General features: G+C 70.3%; 13 protein-coding genes and 1 pseudogene. 10 read left to right on the plus strand and 4 right to left on the minus strand.

The window, feature by feature from the left end:
* Window positions 1-109: 109 nt before the first annotated feature.
* Window positions 110-604: a hypothetical protein gene (locus OCT49_RS30170; RefSeq protein WP_283854962.1), complete on the minus strand. Its 495-nt coding sequence runs from the start codon at window positions 602-604 to the stop codon at window positions 110-112.
* Between the two features lie 315 nt (window positions 605-919).
* Between OCT49_RS30170 and OCT49_RS30175 the strand changes: the two are divergent.
* The 3 genes and pseudogenes from OCT49_RS30175 to OCT49_RS30185 form a co-directional block, all read left to right on the plus strand.
* Window positions 920-1,738, plus strand: a pseudogene (locus tag OCT49_RS30175) (substrate-binding domain-containing protein); the annotation flags it as partial.
* Window positions 1,739-1,813: 75 nt separating this feature from the next.
* Window positions 1,814-2,734: a ribokinase gene (locus OCT49_RS30180; RefSeq protein ID WP_283854963.1), complete on the plus strand. Its 921-nt coding sequence runs from the start codon at window positions 1,814-1,816 to the stop codon at window positions 2,732-2,734.
* On the plus strand, window positions 2,731-2,859 hold the full coding sequence (locus OCT49_RS30185) for a hypothetical protein (RefSeq protein WP_283854964.1): 129 nt from the start codon (window positions 2,731-2,733) through the stop codon (window positions 2,857-2,859). Before OCT49_RS30180 ends, OCT49_RS30185 begins: the two co-directional genes overlap by 4 nt.
* Before the next feature lie 56 nt (window positions 2,860-2,915).
* Here the strand turns inward: OCT49_RS30185 and OCT49_RS30190 are convergent, their stop codons facing one another.
* The 3 genes from OCT49_RS30190 to OCT49_RS30200 form a co-directional block, all read right to left on the minus strand.
* Entirely contained in the window at window positions 2,916-5,063 is a 2,148-nt protein-coding gene (locus OCT49_RS30190) for a UvrD-helicase domain-containing protein (RefSeq protein ID WP_283854965.1), read from the minus strand.
* Window positions 5,064-5,117: 54 nt separating this feature from the next.
* Window positions 5,118-6,716, minus strand: coding sequence for a serine/threonine-protein kinase (locus OCT49_RS30195; protein WP_283854966.1), 1,599 nt, complete (start codon window positions 6,714-6,716; stop codon window positions 5,118-5,120).
* 342 nt (window positions 6,717-7,058) lie between these two features.
* Window positions 7,059-8,690: a helix-turn-helix domain-containing protein gene (locus tag OCT49_RS30200; RefSeq protein ID WP_283854967.1), complete on the minus strand. Its 1,632-nt coding sequence runs from the start codon at window positions 8,688-8,690 to the stop codon at window positions 7,059-7,061.
* 148 nt (window positions 8,691-8,838) lie between these two features.
* On the opposite strand from OCT49_RS30200, the gene OCT49_RS30205 reads away from it, so the two are divergent.
* The 7 genes from OCT49_RS30205 (at window position 8,839) to OCT49_RS30235 (ending at window position 17,066) form a co-directional block, all read left to right on the plus strand.
* Window positions 8,839-9,651 (plus strand): siderophore-interacting protein, encoded by an 813-nt coding sequence (locus OCT49_RS30205; protein WP_283855992.1) that lies wholly within the window; start codon window positions 8,839-8,841, stop codon window positions 9,649-9,651.
* Window positions 9,652-9,764: 113 nt separating this feature from the next.
* The gene (locus OCT49_RS30210; RefSeq protein ID WP_283854968.1) at window positions 9,765-10,832 is read left to right on the plus strand and encodes an ABC transporter substrate-binding protein; all 1,068 of its coding nucleotides are present in this window, start codon (window positions 9,765-9,767) and stop codon (window positions 10,830-10,832) included.
* Window positions 10,833-10,894: 62 nt separating this feature from the next.
* Window positions 10,895-11,947, plus strand: coding sequence for a FecCD family ABC transporter permease (locus OCT49_RS30215; protein WP_283854969.1), 1,053 nt, complete (start codon window positions 10,895-10,897; stop codon window positions 11,945-11,947).
* On the plus strand, window positions 11,944-13,023 hold the full coding sequence (locus OCT49_RS30220) for a FecCD family ABC transporter permease (protein ID WP_283854970.1): 1,080 nt from the start codon (window positions 11,944-11,946) through the stop codon (window positions 13,021-13,023). Before OCT49_RS30215 ends, OCT49_RS30220 begins: the two co-directional genes overlap by 4 nt.
* Window positions 13,020-13,874: an ABC transporter ATP-binding protein gene (locus OCT49_RS30225; protein WP_502963432.1), complete on the plus strand. Its 855-nt coding sequence runs from the start codon at window positions 13,020-13,022 to the stop codon at window positions 13,872-13,874. Before OCT49_RS30220 ends, OCT49_RS30225 begins: the two co-directional genes overlap by 4 nt.
* Window positions 13,864-15,489, plus strand: coding sequence for an ATP-binding cassette domain-containing protein (locus OCT49_RS30230; protein ID WP_283854972.1), 1,626 nt, complete (start codon window positions 13,864-13,866; stop codon window positions 15,487-15,489). The genes OCT49_RS30225 and OCT49_RS30230 overlap by 11 nt, the downstream gene beginning before the upstream one ends.
* Window positions 15,486-17,066, plus strand: coding sequence for an ATP-binding cassette domain-containing protein (locus OCT49_RS30235; protein WP_283854973.1), 1,581 nt, complete (start codon window positions 15,486-15,488; stop codon window positions 17,064-17,066). Before OCT49_RS30230 ends, OCT49_RS30235 begins: the two co-directional genes overlap by 4 nt.
* The last annotated feature ends 83 nt before the right edge of the window (window positions 17,067-17,149 follow it).

Genomic DNA, 17,149 nt, shown 5'->3' on the forward strand with positions numbered 1-17,149 from the left:
TTGCTCGGTTCGTGTCCGAGCCGGCGGGACCGGCCTTGCGGGCCGGGCGCCGCCTTCGGCGGAAACTCACCGGGGGCGACGCCCGGCCGGCGTCGTGGAGGCGCGGGGATCAGTGGAAGTTCAGGGAGGCGGAGCCGGCCGGGGCGGAGATCGACCCCGGGCAGAGGAAGCTGCCCGAGCTCTTCGAGGCGGTGAACGCCTTGTTCTGGTAGCTGCGGGTGGAGCCGTCGCGGGTCCAACCGACGTTCGTGGCACGGTAGCTGCAGGTGACGATGGACTGCTTCACCGTGATGTCGATGAGGTTCGACGTCGCGAGGCCCGCCGCGTCGTCGAAGGTGAGTGTCGGGCTGTTGTTGAGGGTGGCGCTCGCACCGCCACTGCAGCTCACGCTGCTGTTGATGGTGGCGCGGTCGATGGTCAGGGTGGTGGGCGGGTTCGCGGTGGCGGTGGCGTTGGTCCAGGTGCAGGTGCTGCCCGCGGCGGTGATGCTGCCGTCGACCTGCTGCGAGGCCGCGGGGCCCAGTGCGCTCGCCGCGGTGGACGCGCCTGCGACGACCGCGACGGCCAGGGCGGCGACGCATGAGATTTTCGGTGTGAGCCTCATGTCACTCCTTCGTGCCGCGCCCTTGTGGGGGGACGAGCGGTGCCTCGTCCGCGTGCGCGGCGTGGGTGCGGACGGGCGTGTGCCATGGACGGTCCCAGAAACGCCCATGAATGTCAGGTGCGCGTCAAGAATTGGCCGGATGGCGCCCTCGGGGCGAGGGGGATCGGCGGGGCTCTGAGGCGTTCGGCCCCGGCTTGCCCCGCCCGGCCGGCCCTGCCTCGCCCCGCATCGCGCTCGTCACGATCCGGCCTCGGGGAGTGGATGGGGTCTTGATTCCGGCCGTGTAATCGTTTCCATCGGCTAGCTAGCGAGGGGAACTTCACCACGCTCAACAACCCCTTCTTCGTACAGATGAAGGCGGGCGCGCAGGCCGAGGTCGAGAAGGCCGGGGCCGACCTCACCGTCACCGACGCGCAGAACGACGCCTCGCAACAGGCCGACCAGCTCCAGAACTTCACGAGCTCGGGCATGAAGTCGATCATCGTCAACCCGGTGGACTCGGACGCCGCGGGCCCCGCCGTCCGGGGCGCCGACAAGGCGGACATCCTGGTGGTCGCCGCCGACCGGGGCGTCAACGGCGCCCGGACCGCGACGCTCGTGGTGTCCGACAACGTCGCGGGCGGCAGGCTCGCCGCCGAGGCACTGGCCGAGAAGCTCGGCGGCCGGGGCAGCATCGTCATCCTGCAGGGAACGGCCGGAACCTCGGCCGGCCGTGAGCGCGGCGCGGGATTCGCCGAGGGCCTGAAGGCGTACCCGGGCATCGAGGTCGTGGCCGAGCAGCCGGCGGACTTCGACCGTACGAAGGGCCTGGACGTCATGACCAACCTGTTCCAGTCCCACCCCGGCATCACCGGGGTCTTCGCCGAGAACGACGAGATGGCGCTCGGCGCGGTCAAGGCACTCGGCGCCAGGGCCGGGAAGTCGGTGTCCGTCGTCGGATTCGACGGAACCCCGGACGGCCTGAAGGCGGTCGCCGCCGGAACGCTGTACGCGTCGGTGGCCCAGCAGCCGAAGGAACTGGGCCGGATCGCCGTGCAGAACGCGGTGAAGGCGGCAGAGGGCGAGAAGATCGACGACATGGTGAAGGTGCCGGTCAAGGTTGTCACCGGGAAGAACGTCGCCGACTTCTCCTGAGTACGACTTCTCCTGAGTACGACCGGGCGGCGGAAACGCGCACCGAGCAGTGCCCGACCACGGAAAGCAGGAACCATGTACGACAGCGAGCACGACCGGTACGACCTGCTGGTCGTGGGCTCCGCCAACGCCGACCTGGTCGTCGGCGTCGAACGCCGCCCCGCCCCCGGCGAGACGGTCCTCGGCTCCGATCTGGCCGTCCACCCGGGCGGCAAGGGCGGGAACCAGGCGGTCGCCGCCGCCCGCCTCGGGGCCCGGACGGCCCTGCTGGCCCGGGTCGGCGACGACGCGCACGGCCGTCTGCTGCTGGAGTCCCAGCGGGCGTCGGGCGTCGACACCGACGGCGTGCTCGTCGGCGGGGCCCCCACCGGCGTCGCGCTGATCACCGTGGACCCCTCGGGCGACAACAGCATCGTGGTGTCGCCGGGGGCCAACGCCCGCCTCGCACCGGAGGACATCCGGGCGGCCGGTTCCCTGCTCGCCGCCGCCCGGGTCGTCTCCGTACAGCTGGAGATCCCGCTGGAGACGGTCGCCGAGGTGGTGGCCACGATGCCGCCCGGAACCCGGCTGGTGCTGAACCCGTCCCCGCCCGCGCCCCTGCCCGACCGGGTGCTGGCCGCCTGCGACCCGCTGGTGGTCAACGAGCACGAGGCGCGCTACATCCTGGGCGGGGCCGCGGGCAGCACACCGGGGGAGTGGGCGCGGGCGCTGCTCGGGCTCGGCCCGAAGTCGGTCGTGATCACGCTGGGCGCGGCGGGAGCACTCGTCGCGGACGGCCGCACGGGCGATGTCGTGCCCCTGCCGGGCATCGCGGTCGAGGCCGTGGACACGACCGGGGCGGGCGACGCGTTCACCGCGGCCCTGGCCTGGCGGCTGGGCCTGGGCGAGGAACTCGCCGAGGCCGCCGCGTTCGCCGTGCGGGTGGGCGCGGCGGCCGTCACCCGGCAGGGCGCGCAGGCGTCCTTCCCGACCGCGGCGGAAGTCCCGGCCCCGTGAAGCGGGCCGGAATCCTCAACCGTCACCTCGCCGGGGCCCTGGCCGGACTGGGCCCCGGCTGGTGCGGACGGGGGGAGGCGAGGCCGTACGCGAAGGTGCTGCTGCGGTGCGGGGTCTTCTTCTGACGTGAGGCCCCGGCGGCCCCGGCGCTGATACGGCCCGGCCGCCCTGCCCGGCCCGCCTATGCTGTCCGGCCCACCCCGGCCTCCACCAGGAACTTGCTCGGTGTGCCCGACCACGACACATGCAGTCCGTCCCGGGCCCGCGTGCACGCGACGAACAGCAGGCAGCGTTCCGCCAACAGATCCGACTCGTGCTGGAGCCGGTCGACATCGGCCGGGGTCACCGCACGCGAGTACGGCAGCGCACCGTCATTCACGCCGATGACCGCGACGCACCGGAACTCCAGCCCCTTGAAGGAGTGCATCGTGCCGACCTGCACGACGTCCGCGTCGGAGGGCGCATCGCCCCGCAGGCGCGCAGCCGGAATCCCCGCGGCCCTGAGGAACTGCACCGCCTTGTCGCAGTTCTTGTTGAAGCGGGCGCTCACCCCGATCTCGCCCGGGGAGATCCCACTGTCGATCCAACCCCGGACGCGTGCGACGAGTACGTCCAGTTCGGCTTCCTCGGAATCCGCCCCGCACGCCTCGGGCCCCTTGCCGTGCAGAGCCGAGCGATAGCCCAGCAGGGTCTCGTTCGCCGAGTCGTCCGCCAACTGCTCGAAGGGCCGGCCGACGAGCAGGGCGGTGGACCAGGAGAGGATCTCGTGCGTGGAGCGGTAGTTCTTGCGCATCTTCGCCGATCGGCCGGCCACCTTGATCCCGACGGCCTTCAGCGACACCTTCGAGTCGTAGATACGCTGATGGGGATCGCCCGCGATGAAGAGATCGTCGGGACGGGCCGGAGCCGCCGCACGCAACAGCCGCCACTGCGCGGGGTGCAGGTCCTGCGCCTCGTCGACGACCACATGCCGGTATCGCGCGCCACCGGCCTCCAGCAGGTCCGCTGCCTCCGCGCACGTGCCGAGATAGGTGCGGAGCCCGTCGGAGGCGAGCCGATCGGTGAACTCCTCGATCGTGCGCCACACCAGCGCGCGGGCCGACGTGGGCAGTCCGCTGCCGCGTCCGCGCCGCTCGCATTTCTCGTACGCGTCCAGGGTCCGCAGGTTCTGTGCGAGGACGACGTGCTTGTACTCCTGTCCGAGGAACTGCGCCGTGCCGGTGAACCCGGTGGCCTTCGCGGCCTGCGCCCACCGCGTCTCCTCCTCACCGCCGCGGAGCGGCCGCCGCGAGGTGGACACGACGCGGCCCGCGAACGCGTCGACCGTCATGATGTCCACCCGGTCCCGCAACGCTTCGTCCTCCACCAGGGCGGCGAGCCCGTTGCGCAGCGCACCCACCAGAGCGTTGGTGTACGTGGTCAGCAGAATGCGGTCGCCATCACGCAGATACCCCAGCAGATGGCGCACCCGATGCAGAGCGACAACTGTCTTGCCCGTCCCGGGGCCGCCGGTGACCTGTGCCGGCCCGGAGTACGAGGCCCGGTAGGCGACCTTGTGCTGGGAGGGGTGCAGAAAGACCCGCCAGGCCGCGAAGGGCTTGTCGAGGATGTCGCGCAGCTCCTCGGACGCGGTGACAAGTGCGATCCGGGTCCTGGTGCGGTGGATGGCGGTCGCGAAGTCGCCGGTGTCCACGGGCGTGGTGTCGGCGGGTGCGGCGGAGAGACCGACGGACACCACGTCCCGCCACACCTCCTCCACGGTGAAACCTGCCGCGAGGTATTCGAGGACTTCGCGCTGGTCCTGCGGGAAGTACGGCGCGAAGACCTCCAACTGTTCGAGGTCGGTGAGGGCGCGGGCCTGGCGCAGGGTGGTTTCGTCGATGCCGAGCGCCGTCAGGTCCCCGTCGGACACCTTCGCGAACAGCCGCCGGTCGGGAGCGGGCGCGATGCTCTCGTACACGGGTGTGAGCTCGTCGAGCATCGCGATGTCGCGGATCTCGACGGCCCGGGTCACGGTGTTGATGCTGGCCTTCTGCTTGACGGCCCAGTCGATCGCCTTGTCGTGCGGCATCACGCGCAGCAGTACGTAGGTGTCGCCGCTGTCGGGGGCGAGGACGACACCCCGCGTCCCCTGGTCGATCCGGATGGTCCGGATATGAGGATCACGGGCCCGCTTCAGGCTCTCCAGCTTCAGCCCGGGATCCTTGAACAACTGGTCCAGGGTGAGGCGTTCGAACTTCTCCCACGCGTCGAACACCCCCTGCTTGACACTGCCCCGAAGCTTGCCGAGCTGGGCACAGAAACCGATGTCGAACGCGAGGTGGGGCATGGGGCGAACTCTCCGGGAAAGCGGACGGAACGAGGGGAGACGGGGGAGACGGGGTCAGCCGGCCGGACCGTCGAGATCGAGACCGATCAGCGCCAGCGCCTCGCCTACCTCTGCGGTCATCTCGTCACCAGGCCCGAAGACCAGGCACAGGTCGTCGTGCAGCGGTCGAAGAATCCGATGGGCCTCGACCGCCTGCCCTTGGGCGAGGAGCAGCATCCCGATGTCGCGGCGCAGTTCGACGGCTTCCTCGCTGAGATCGCCGTCAACGGTCCGTACGACGTCGAGGAGGCCGCGCAGCGCGGCGAGCGCGTCGGTGACCCGGCCCAGTTCGGCACGGCACCGCGCGGCCTGGGCGCGGCAGGCGCGGGCCGGCTCGCCGGTGGGGCCGTCGGTGCGCGCGTACGCGTCCGCCAACGCGTCGAACTCGGGCAGCGCGGCCCGGTAGTCCCCGCCGAGCAGCTGGATCGCGGCCCGACGGGTCCGCAGCTCCAGGACCTTCCGGCTCTCCGCGCCGAGTGCGCGGGCGGCCGGCTCGATGATCTCTCCCAGCACCTCGGCGGCCTGCGCGAACCGTTCCTCGTCCAGGAGGGCGTCGGAGTGTGCGTACGCCTCGTCGATCTCCGCACGCAACTGCGCGGGTACGGGTACGGGAACGGGCGCGGCCTGTCCGGCAGCCGGATCGGCGGCCACCCGCGCGGACCTGCCCGCACCCGCGCGGGCGCGGGGCGCGTACGGGTTGCGGAAGAGCCCGGTCGGGTCGGGCACCCCCGCCGGTCCGGCTTCGCCGGCCGCGGGCATCCGGCCGGGCGGCGGCAGGAACGGCCGCAGCCGCTCGTACACCTCCTGCACATCGGCGGGCCGGGCCTCGGGCGCCTTGAGCAGCAGATGCAGGACCAGCTCCTCCAACTCCTGCGGTACTTCGGGACGTAGTCCGCGCAGCGGGGTGGGAGCGGCGTTCACGTGCTGGTGCATCACCATGTACTCGCTGTCCGCCGTGAACAGCAGCCGCCCGCTGAGCAGTTCGTGCAGCACACAGCCCAGCGCGTACAGATCGGCCTGCGGAGTGGTCCGCCCACCGCGCACCTGCTCGGGAGCCATGTACTGGTAGGTGCCGATGGGGGTACCGGTCGCGGTCAGCTTGGTGACATCGGTCCGCAGGATCGCCGCGATCCCGAAGTCGAGGACCTTCACCGTCCCGTCACGGGCGACCAGGATGTTGCCGGGCTTGAGGTCGCGGTGGATGACCGGCACCTCGTGCGCGTACGACAGCACGGTGGCGACCTGCGCCGCCACCGCCACCGCCCAACTGACCGGAAGCAGCCGATCCGGATGGATGTACGCGGACAGCGACACCCCGTCCACCAGCTCCATGACCAGGAACAGCCGCTCATACGTCTCGTCGAGCACCGCGTCGTACACCTGGGGCACACCGGGGTGCTGGATCCGCGCGGTGATGCGGGCCTCACGGCGGAAGCGCTTGGCGAACTCTTCCGCGAGCTGCGGCGAGCCGTTGACGGCCTGCTGCCGGATCAGCTTCACGGCGACGGGCCGGTCGAGCACGGCGTCGTAGCCGCGCCACACATCCCCCATGCCGCCGTTGTCGAGCGGCTCCAGAAGCTCGTACCGGCCCGCGATCGGCTGCTGTTGCGGCACATTGCCCCCGTGTGTGCGTGTGCTGACCGGTGTGTGCTGCTGGACCGGCTTTCGGCATGGTGGAGGGCAAGTGTCCCTGGTGGGGCGATCTTCAGTCCAGCGGCGGTGCGTGCACGGGCTGGATTCGGGGGCGGAGGGGTGTATTCAGGCCGCCGGTGCCATCCGGCCGAACCGCGGGAAGCGATGGCACCGACGCGGCCGAGTCGCGCCCCGGTCCCGCCGCCGAGCAGAGCTTCGGCCGCCTGCTCCGCTCCATTCAGCATCTGGTCCGGCATCGCTACGTGGAAAGTCCGAGTGCCACCGACCTCCATCCGCCTCTAAGGACTTGTTTCCCGGCAAGCCCTAACGGAGGATGAGTTCTTCGTCGGTGTGCTGCCAGCCGTTCCGTTGGTACTCGCGTGGTGACATCCCGTGGGCGCGTGTGAACACACGTGTGAGGGCGGAGGCGTCCGTGTAGCCCAGTTTCCGTGCGGCTTGGCTGACCGTCATGCGTTCTTCGAGGTATTGGCGGGCGAGGGTCATACGGAGCTGGGCTCGCCACTGCACATAGGTCTGACCGGTGGCGTCGATGAAGTCGTGACCGAGCGTCCTGGCGTCCACGCAGAGTTCCGCGCCCCACTGGACCAGCGTGCGTCGGCTCGCGGGTTCGCGTCGGATCTCCTCGACGATCCGGCTGACGGCGGAGACGCCTGATCCGCCGGCGGCTGTGAGGAGACGCGGCGCGGAGAAGAGTTCGAGAAAACGTCGTGTGACGTCGTTGGGGTCGTGCCCCTCGGGGCGGATGAAGCTGTAGTTGGCGACGACCGTGTGCAAGAGGCGGGCCTCGGCCTGCGGGGGAAGGCTCTGGATGAGGACGTCTGCCGGCAGGGCTGCCGAAGACCCCGGACGGGAGCCGAGCGGCAGCAGGAGCGCACCGCGCGGGAGCGTGATGCTGTTGGGCACTCCCGCCGGGAGCCAGGCGGCATCGCCTCGCCGTAGCCGGTGCTTCCGGCCTCCGATGACGAGCTGCGCAGTCCCGCGGCAGGCCCAGACGAGCACATGGAAGTCGTTGATCCGGTTCCAGGTCCGCGACGCCGGTATCGACGGCGGCTTCGCGATCGCCTCTCCGCCCGCTGCTCTGTGCATGTGGGCGTCGATCTGTGCTTCGAGAGGGCTCGGGGACGGCCGGGCCCCGGTCGGTTCGTCGCGGTGCTGTCCCTTGTACTCGCTGGGTGTGACTCCGGCGTGCGCGTGGAATGCCTTCGTGAATCCCGCAGGGGTCGAGAACCCGACCTGTCTCCCGGCCCAGCCGATGTCGTGGCCGAGGTTGAGGTAGCTCGCCGCTGCGGCGACCCGCGCGGCGGTGCGCCACCGGGCGAAGGGCAGCCCCGTCTCGTTCCGGAACTGCTGCTGCAGCGTGCGGACGCTGATGCCGGCCGACTGCGCCAGTTCACCGATTCCCGCGCCATGGCTCGGATCCTGGAGCAGCGTCCGCGCGATGGTGAGGGCCTCGGGCGATGTGGGCAGCGGTGGGGCAGGCAGCGGACCGCGGTCGTCGTGCGCCGGGTCTGCGGGGTGTGCGTTGGCAACGAGGTCGAGCAGGCCGCTGTCGTCCGCGGCACCGCGCAGGTAGCCGAGGCTTCGGGCGAACTGATGGATGAGCCAGTCCGACCAGCTGCCCGGGAAGTCGACGCGGAGAGGGCGGTCGATCACGGTCGACCGGGAACCCGCGGCCGGGAAGATCGGAACGGCGAGGGAACCGGCCTCGACGTCGACCTCGTAGGGGACGCCGGCGGGCATCCAGATGCCCTGGCCGGCCGTGAGGCGGTGCTGTTCCGTTGCCGTCTGTACGCGGGCGGCGCCCGTGTGCATCCAGAGCAGGGACGGCTCGCGCGCGTTTCCGGGTGAGGTCGCCCGTGCAGCCGGGATCTCCAAGGTCGGCTCGATCGGGAGCTGATGGTGCGCGACCACGTCATTCACGTTCTGCCAGTCCATGAATCATGCGCATCAGGATAACAATCGCGCGAATAGTAAGGCTAGCCTTACTTGTGTGGCCGCTGTGGCGACCTGACGCCCCGTTCCCCCGGCCGTGTCCCGCTCTTCGAGGAGTTCTTCCGTGTCTGTCCCCGCGCGCCCGCTGACCATGTTCCCCGTGGCCCTGCGCGAACTGGTCGTCGCCCGGATCGTCGACGTCACGGCAGGAATGCGGCGTGTGACCCTGACCGGTGACCAGCTGGGGACGTTCACCTCTGCGGATGGGACGAAGTGGCCGCCGTTCACGTCGCCGGGTTTCGATGACGACATCCGGCTGCTGTTCCCGTATCCGGGTGAGAGCGAGCCCGTCCTCCCCCTCGTCGAGGACGGACGTGTGACGTTCGCGGAGGGGCGTCGGCCCATCGCTCGGGCCTACACGGTGCGCCGCTACGACCCGCGCGGACGTGAACTGGATGTCGACATCGTTCTCCACAGTGACGGGGTCGCATCGAACTGGGCTCGTGCAGTGGCTCCGGGGGATCGGATGCATATCGCCGGTCCTGCCAAGACGCAAGAGATCCCGATCGGTGCGGACCGGCTGCTGATCGCGGGCGACGACACGGCGATTCCCGCGATCGCGCGTCTGCTGGAAGAGCTTCCCGCCGATACTCGCGGGCGCGTGTTCATCGACGTCGAGCACACATCGCACGCGCAGGAACTGTGCGGTCCTGCCGGGGTCGACGTCACCTGGCTCCCCCGGAACCCGTCCGCTCCCTCGCACCCCGGTGGGCTGCTGGAGGCCATTCGCACGATGGACTGGGCGAAAGAGGAATGGTTCGCGTGGCTGGCCGGTGAGCAGTCGGCGGTTCAGGAGATCCGTCGGCACCTCGTCCGCGATCGTCACATGCCCAAGTCCGCCATCGACTTCACGGGCTACTGGAAACGCGAGCCCGCGGACGGCGTCCACTCCCACCAGCCCTGACATCCGGCACCGGCGGACGGCCACCGGCCCCGCCGCACGCTCCGGCGCCTCCTCGCCGGTCGTCCGGGCAGCCCTGTTCGCCCCTACCCCCGAGAAACACAAGAACGGCACTCATGAACATCACACGACGCCGCGGCATCACAGGCCTGATCGGCGCAGCACTGGCCGCCGCTCTCGCACTGACCGGATGCTCGTCCACGGCACCACCCCAGAAGACGTCGACGGCCGGCGACGGGGCGAGCCTGCTGCCGGCCGCCGAGGGGCACACCTCCTACCCGCTGACCTTGGAATCGCCCTTCGGCAAGACCGTGCTGAAGAAGCGTCCTGAACGGATCGCGGCGGTCGTGCCGAACGCGATCGACACGGAACTGCTTCTTTCGCTCGGTGTGAAGCCCGTGCTCAGCTCCAGTCTCGTCAGCGAGGGCGGGTACCTCGACGAGCACGGCGCGGGCGACATCGAGACATATGAGTTCGTGATGGGTGAAGAGGTGCCGGTGGAAGCGATCGCCGCGAGCCACCCGGACCTCATTGTCGCCGTCGGGTGGACGAACGGCCTCGGCGGAGTGAAGCTCGCCGACTACTACGACCGGCTGGCTACCATCGCCCCGGTCGTGACCAGCCCGGACCCCTCCTCGCAGCTGCTCCTCCCGTGGCAGGACTCGATCCGTGTGCTCGGAGAAGCGCTCGACCTCGCCGACGCCGCGAAGGGCGTCGTCGACGACAACAAGAGGTACTTCGCGACGGTGCGCAAGAAGCACCCGGAGTTCGAAGGGCTCACGGCGACATGGGCGATCTACTACGGTACGGCCAACGGGCTCCAGTACCTGTCGCGGCCCGATTCCGCACCGGAGACATTCCTGGGTGAGCTCGGCTTCGCGAAGAACCCGAACGCACGGCAGTTCGCGCAGGATGCCTCGGTGAGCGACGAACTGCTCTCGAAGACCGACGCCGACGTGCTGCTGCTCGGGCGGAGCGCGGCCGCGAGCGAGGCGGAGATGCGGGAGCTGACCGGTCGCGGCCTGTTCAAGAACCTCGGCGCCGTGTCCTCCGGGCACTTCGTGCAGCTGTCACCGAAGACCGATGACGGCGGGGACCTGCTGTGGGCGATCAGCAGCGGCGGGCCGATCGGGAACAAGTGGGCAGCCGAACATCTCGTTCCGCTCATCGCCGACGCCCTCTGACACCCCACATGTGCGGGGCGTGAGCATTGCCGCGCCCCGCACACGCCTGATCGAGGAGAACCATGACCACGGACGCGTCGCGACCTCGCCCGCTGGAGGAGAGACGCACGGAACAACTCCCGCAAGCCCGGCGGCTGCTCGGACTGGTGGCGCTGACGTTCGTGCTCGCCTGCGTGCTGGCACTGAGCGTGAGCTTCGGAGCGAATCCGGTCCCGCTCCGGGACGTATGGCAGAACGTGTTCCGTCCCGACGGGTCCGAGGCGGCCTCGATCGTATGGACGCTGCGCATGCCTCGCACCTTCGTCGGCATCGTCTCGGGCCTCGCTTTCGGAGTCGCGGGAGCACTGATCCAGGCGATCACCCGGAACCCGCTCGCCGACCCGGGAATCCTGGGCGTGAACGCGGGGGCGGGGTTCGCCATCACGATCGGCGTGGGCCTGTTCGGGGTGTCGGGCATCACCGGGTACGTGTGGTTCTCCTTCCTCGGCGCGGTCGTCGCGACAGCGGTCGTGTACGCCATCGGCTCCTCCGGGCGGGGTTCCGCCTCACCGGTCACCCTCGTGCTCGCCGGTGTGGCCCTGGCCGCGGTGCTCACAGCGTTCTCGACGTTCCTGATGCTCATGGACGAAGAGACCTTCCGGGCCTTCAAGAACTGGGGCCTCGGATCGATCGCCCGTACCTCGGTTCCCGACGTGCTCTCCGTGCTCCCGTTCATCGTCGTCGGGCTGGTGATCGCGTTCTGCCTGGGCGGCGCGTTGAACGCCGTCGCCCTGGGCGACGATCAGGCCGCATCGCTCGGCGCGAGCGTCATCCGCACGCGCGTCGCCGGGATCGCCGCGGTCACGCTGCTCGCCGGTGGGGCCACGTCGCTCACCGGAGGAATCGCGTTCATCGGGCTGATGGTCCCGCACGTCGTGCGCTGGTTCACCGGACCGGATCAGCGCTGGATCATCGCCTACACCGCCTTGGCCTCGCCGATCCTCGTCCTCGCCGCCGATGTCATCGGGCGTCTCGTCGCCCGCCCCGGGGAGATCGAAGCAGGCGTGCTGACGGCCCTGATCGGCGCCCCCGTACTCATCGCACTCGTGCGCCGCAGGAAGGCGGCCGGACTGTGAACCGCTCCGCAACTCGGTCCGAACCGATCGATTTCGGCTACCGGCATGTCAACCTCCGCATCGGCGGCCTCGTCGCGACGCGCTTCAGCATCCGAACCCTTGCGGTCAACGCGGTCCTCGCGGCAGCCGCCATCGGCGTCGCGGTGCTGTCCCTCGGCTTCGGCGACTATCCGCTCACCCCCCTCCAGGTCGTACGGGCCATCGCCGGGCAGGGCGACGACTTCCACCGACTGGTCGTGATCGAATGGCGTCTGCCGATGGCGATCGGCGCCGTGCTGTTCGGCGCGCTGCTGGGCATCGGCGGGGCGATCTTCCAGTCCCTGACCCGCAACCCCCTCGGGTCACCTGACGTGATCGGTTTCGATGCCGGCTCCTATACGGGAGTCGTCATCACGATCCTGCTCCTCGGCTCACACCACCACTGGTCGGTGGCCGCGGCAGCGATCGCGGGAGGTCTTCTCACCGCGGGCGCGGTCTACCTGCTCGCGTATCGGCGGGGTATCCAGGGGTTCCGGCTGATCATCGTCGGCATCGCCGTCTCGGCCATGCTGGGATCGATCAACTCCTACCTCATCACCCGTGCCGACATCGACGACGCCATGAGTGTCGGCTTCTGGGGAGCGGGCTCACTGAGCCGCGTGGGATGGGCCGCGCTCGTCCCCTCCCTGATCGGCGGGGCGCTCATCCTCGGATGCGCCACCCTCTTCGCCCCGGCGCTAAGGCAGTTGGAGCTGGGCGACGACGCAGCGCTCGCGCAAGGGGTCAGCGCCGCCCGCGCCCGCCCGGTGCTCTTGATCACGGGCGTCGCCACGACCGCATTGGTCACCGCCGCGGCCGGACCGATCGGATTCGTCGCCCTCTCCGCGCCGCAGCTCGCACGCCGCCTGACCCGCACCCCGGGGGTGCCGGTCGCCTCCGCCGCCTTCATGGGGGCCGCGCTCCTCGCCCTCGCTCACGCGTCGTCACTGGCGATCGCGCAAGCGTACCGGTCCGTGCCTGTCGGTCTGATCACCGTCTGCCTGGGCGGGCTCTACCTGATTTGGCTGCTGATCCGCGAAACGAGACGAAACACATGACCCATCCCGACACCGGAGCACGCGTGAACACATCGAACCGTTCTCGGCTCCGCGCCGAGAACGCGACGATCGGCTACGACAGACGTCCCGTCAACACCCGGCTGTCCGTGGCGATCCCCGATGGATCATTCACTGTCGTCGTCGGCCCGAACGCGTGCGGGAAGTCCACGCTGCTGCGCGGACTCTCCCGGCTCCTACGGCCCGCGAACGGGCAGATCGTTCTCGACGGCCAGGACATCCACGCCTACAAGGCCAAAGAGGTCGCGCGACGACTCGGGCTCCTCCCGCAGTCCTCGCTCGCCCCCGACGGCATCCGCGTCGCCGACCTCGTCGCCCGCGGACGCCACCCGTACCAGAGGCTCATCCGCCAATGGACCGGCGCGGACGAGCAGATCGTCGCGGAAGCGATGGCCGCGACCGGCGTCGCGGATCTGTCCGCGCGTCCGGTCGACGAGCTCTCCGGCGGGCAACGCCAGCGGGTCTGGGTGGCGATGGCGCTCGCCCAGCAGACGGACATCCTCCTCCTCGACGAGCCGACAACCTTCCTCGACCTGACCCACCAGATCGAGCTGCTCGAACTGTTCACCGACCTGCACCTGGCCGGCCGAACCCTCGTCGCGGTGCTCCACGATCTCAACCAGGCGGCGCGCTACGCGACGCACATGATCGCCATGAAGGACGGCGCCGTCGTCGCCGAGGGCCCGCCCTCCCAGATCGTCACCGCGGACCTGGTCGAGGACGTCTTCGGGCTGCGGTGCCTCGTCGTCGCCGATCCCGTCGCCGGCACACCCCAGGTCGTTCCGATCGGACGCGACCGCACCACCCGGCAGGAGAACGCCGATGACGCCTGAACACGCATCCCACTCGCCGTCGGTCGGCCGTTCGCCCCTTGCGCGTGCGCTGCACCCCAGCCTCCCGTTGCTCGGCGTCGCCTCGTTCGCCGCAGCGGTGGCCGGGCTCTGCGGTCTCGGCGCGCTCTGGTCCACGACGCGTCTCCTCACCGACCCGACGCCCGCGTATGCGGTGTGGGCCTGTGCGGCATGGCTCACCAGCGGCCTCCTCTCGGCCGTGTCCTCGTGGACGGCGCACCGCGGCGAAGCGCGTTTCGCGGAACGTCTGCGACGCGAAGTGGCGGGACACCTGGCCCGGATGCCGATGAGCGCTCTGGCCAGGCGCGGCGGTGACGCGCTACGCCGCCTTGTCTCCGACGACATCGCGGCCCTGCATCACGCGGTCGCTCACCTGCCGGCCGAGAGCGCGACGCTCGCGGTCGTGCCCGTGGCGAGCGTGCTCGTCCTCCTCGCCGTCGCGGGGCCGGCCGCGCTGCTCGCGCTCGTCCCGGGGCTGCTCGCCGCCTGCTACTACCTGATCGTCGTCCCACGGACCTCCGCACGCCACGGAGCCGAGAGCGCCCGGGTGATGAGCGACATCGCCACGGCGGTCGACGACTACGCCCGCGGAATCCGCGTCTGCCGCACCTACGGAGCCCAGGGCGGGGCCGCAGCCGCCTACGCGGCGGCAACCCGCCGCTTCACCACGGGAATGGTCCGCTGGGTGGGACGCGTCGCGACGCTCGCCGCCGTCGCGGGAGCATTGCTCCAGGCTGCCGCGACCTATGCGATCGCCTACGCCGTCGGCTACCAGCACGATGCCGGAACGCTCGCCGCGATGCTGCTGTTCGGCCTGGCCGTCGTCACCCCGGCGCTGCGCCTCGGCCACGGGCTCGACTATGTCCGCGCGGGCCGCGCCGCCGCGGACCGCATCGCCGAGGTGTTCCAGGAACCCCTCGTCACGCCCTCCTCACGTCGACCCGGCGAAGGGGTGAGCTCCACGGGAACAACCCTGGCCGGCCTCACGGTCGGGAGCGCGGAACGCATCCTCGTCCACGACGTGACCCATGCGTTCGATCCGTCGACGATCACGGCTGTCACCGGACCCAGCGGAAGCGGCAAGACAACGCTTCTTCGCGTCATCGCCGGACTCGAATCAGCCACGGCGGGGGACATCGTCCTCCCGCCCGCTCCGGCCGCACGGTCACATGTCCGCTCGTCATCCGGACCGGTCCTCCTCGTCCCGCAAGGCGGGGACGTGCTGCCCGGGACGGTCCGCGACACCCTCCGCCTCTCCGCCCCGGACTCCGACGACCGGAACCTGGCCGAGGGACTCCGGCGGGCCCAGCTCGGCATCCCGCCCGAGATGGAGACGACGAACCTCTCCGGCGGCGAGAGACAGCGCGTCGGACTGGCGCGGGCCTTCCTCACCGACGCGCCCGTGATCCTCCTGGACGAACCGACCAGCGCACTCGACGAGCAAACGGCCACCCGGCTCATGGCGGAACTGCGTCTTCTCGCCGACGAGGGCAAGACGCTGATCATCGTCACGCACGACCTCCAACTCGCCGCGACCGCGGATGAACAGCTCACGCTCGCCGACGGGCACCTCACGACGACCGGAGCCATACGATGACCACGCCCGCTCCCCAGGCGCTTCCTGTCACGGCAAAGCGCCGACTGCTCCTGATCTCCTTCGGATGGGTGCTCGTCGCCGTCGCAGAAGCGGCCGCGTACACGGCACTCGCATGGGCGATCGCGAACGGACAGCCGCCCGGACCGGTGCTCGGCGCAGCGGGGGCGGCCGTCGCGATCACCGTGCTGGTCTCACGCGGCGGATACCTCACCGGGGCTCGGCTCGCGGGCGACCTCTACGACGCGCTCGGCACCGCGTTCGCGCGAGCCAAACTCTCCTGGTTCACGGAGGCCAACCGCGCACTGATCGGGACCGTCGCCGGACGCGCGATCCCGACGCTGATGAGCGTGCCCGCCCATCAGCTGCAGACGTTCATCCTCTCGCCACTGATCCCCTTGCTGCTGCTCGCCGGCATCGGGATCGTCGGCGGGCCGTCCGCGATGCTGTTCGTGGGTGCGCTCCTGGCGGTCGCCTTCGTCGCGCAGAGCGCCGCCCAGCGGGCCCTGGCCCGCGCGGACGCCGGCCGGGGCGACGCCGAACAGGCCGCCGCCGCGGCGTCGCTGGAGTTCATCGATCATCTCGAACTGCTGCGGACGGCCGCGGGCCCCGATCAAGCCGTCGCACGCCTCACGGCGAGCTGGCAGGCTCAGGAAGCCGCACTCGCGCGCACGAACAACGCCTCCGCACCAGCGACCCTCGTCTCCGGCCTGGCCGGCGTCCTTCCGCTCGCCGGTATCGTCGTGCTCCTCGCGGTCACGGGGATCGACGACCCCGCATCGGCGCTCGCACTCGTCATCCTGACCGGACGGGCCGCGGCACCGCTGGACGCACTCGCGCTCACCGGCCTCACGGTGAACGACCTGCGCACCACGGTCCAGCAGTACCGCACCGTGGCCGCCCCACCCGCTCTCGCGGAACCATCGCGGAGCGCCCCGCGGAACGGCCACGAACTGGAACTCGCGAACATCTCGTATCTGCCCGTGCTCCGCGACGTCTCTGCCCTCGTCCCCGAAGGGGCACGGGTGCTCATCACCGGTCCGACCGGCAGCGGCAAGAGCACCCTGCTCAACATGCTCATGCGCTTCGACGACCCCGAGGAGGGGCGCGTGACACTGGGCGGAGCCGCCCTGACGGACCTGTGCCACGAGGACCTCGCCGCGCACCTCGCCTACGTGCCTCAAGAGCCGATCGTGTTCGACGGCACCCTCGCGGAGAACATCCGCCTCGGCAACCCTGCGGCCACCGACGACGACGTCGTCGAAGCCGCCCGGAAGGCACACCTGGACACCGTCGTCGCCCGGTCTCCGCACGGCATCCACCAGCATGTCGGACATCGCGGAAACGCACTCTCGGGTGGGGAACGCCAACGCGTCGCCCTTGCCCGCGCACTCCTGAAGAACGCACCGATCCTCATCCTCGACGAAGCAACATCGGCGCTCGACACGGCGACGGAACAACGCATCGTGCACATGCTGCGGCAACTGCCCGGCACGATCATCGCGGTCACCCATCGCAATACCGAAATCTGGGACGCCACGGACGTCATCACCCTTCATGGGCGTACGCCCCGTGCATGACGCGACGAAGACCGAGGCGGACCACCCGAAGCGGGTGCGGCAGGGGCAGGGAATGTCAGGGACTGTAAGGCGATCAGCTGCCG

This window comes from Streptomyces sp. ML-6 (assembly GCF_030116705.1).
Lineage (GTDB): Bacteria > Actinomycetota > Actinomycetes > Streptomycetales > Streptomycetaceae > Streptomyces.

What these genes read in the sequence shown, in the direction of transcription:
- OCT49_RS30235 (WP_283854973.1), top strand. Translation starts at nt 15,486, where the DNA reads ATGACCACGCCCGCTCCCCAGGCGCTTCCTGTCACGGCAAAGCGCCGA.
- OCT49_RS30205 (WP_283855992.1), top strand. Translation starts at nt 8,839, where the DNA reads ATGTTCCCCGTGGCCCTGCGCGAACTGGTCGTCGCCCGGATCGTCGAC.
- OCT49_RS30180 (WP_283854963.1), top strand. Translation starts at nt 1,814, where the DNA reads ATGTACGACAGCGAGCACGACCGGTACGACCTGCTGGTCGTGGGCTCC.
- OCT49_RS30200 (WP_283854967.1), bottom strand. Translation starts at nt 8,690, where the DNA reads ATGGACTGGCAGAACGTGAATGACGTGGTCGCGCACCATCAGCTCCCG.
- OCT49_RS30230 (WP_283854972.1), top strand. Translation starts at nt 13,864, where the DNA reads ATGACGCCTGAACACGCATCCCACTCGCCGTCGGTCGGCCGTTCGCCC.
- OCT49_RS30210 (WP_283854968.1), top strand. Translation starts at nt 9,765, where the DNA reads ATGAACATCACACGACGCCGCGGCATCACAGGCCTGATCGGCGCAGCA.
- OCT49_RS30225 (WP_502963432.1), top strand. Translation starts at nt 13,020, where the DNA reads ATGACCCATCCCGACACCGGAGCACGCGTGAACACATCGAACCGTTCT.
- OCT49_RS30190 (WP_283854965.1), bottom strand. Translation starts at nt 5,063, where the DNA reads ATGCCCCACCTCGCGTTCGACATCGGTTTCTGTGCCCAGCTCGGCAAG.
- OCT49_RS30215 (WP_283854969.1), top strand. Translation starts at nt 10,895, where the DNA reads ATGACCACGGACGCGTCGCGACCTCGCCCGCTGGAGGAGAGACGCACG.
- OCT49_RS30170 (WP_283854962.1), bottom strand. Translation starts at nt 604, where the DNA reads ATGAGGCTCACACCGAAAATCTCATGCGTCGCCGCCCTGGCCGTCGCG.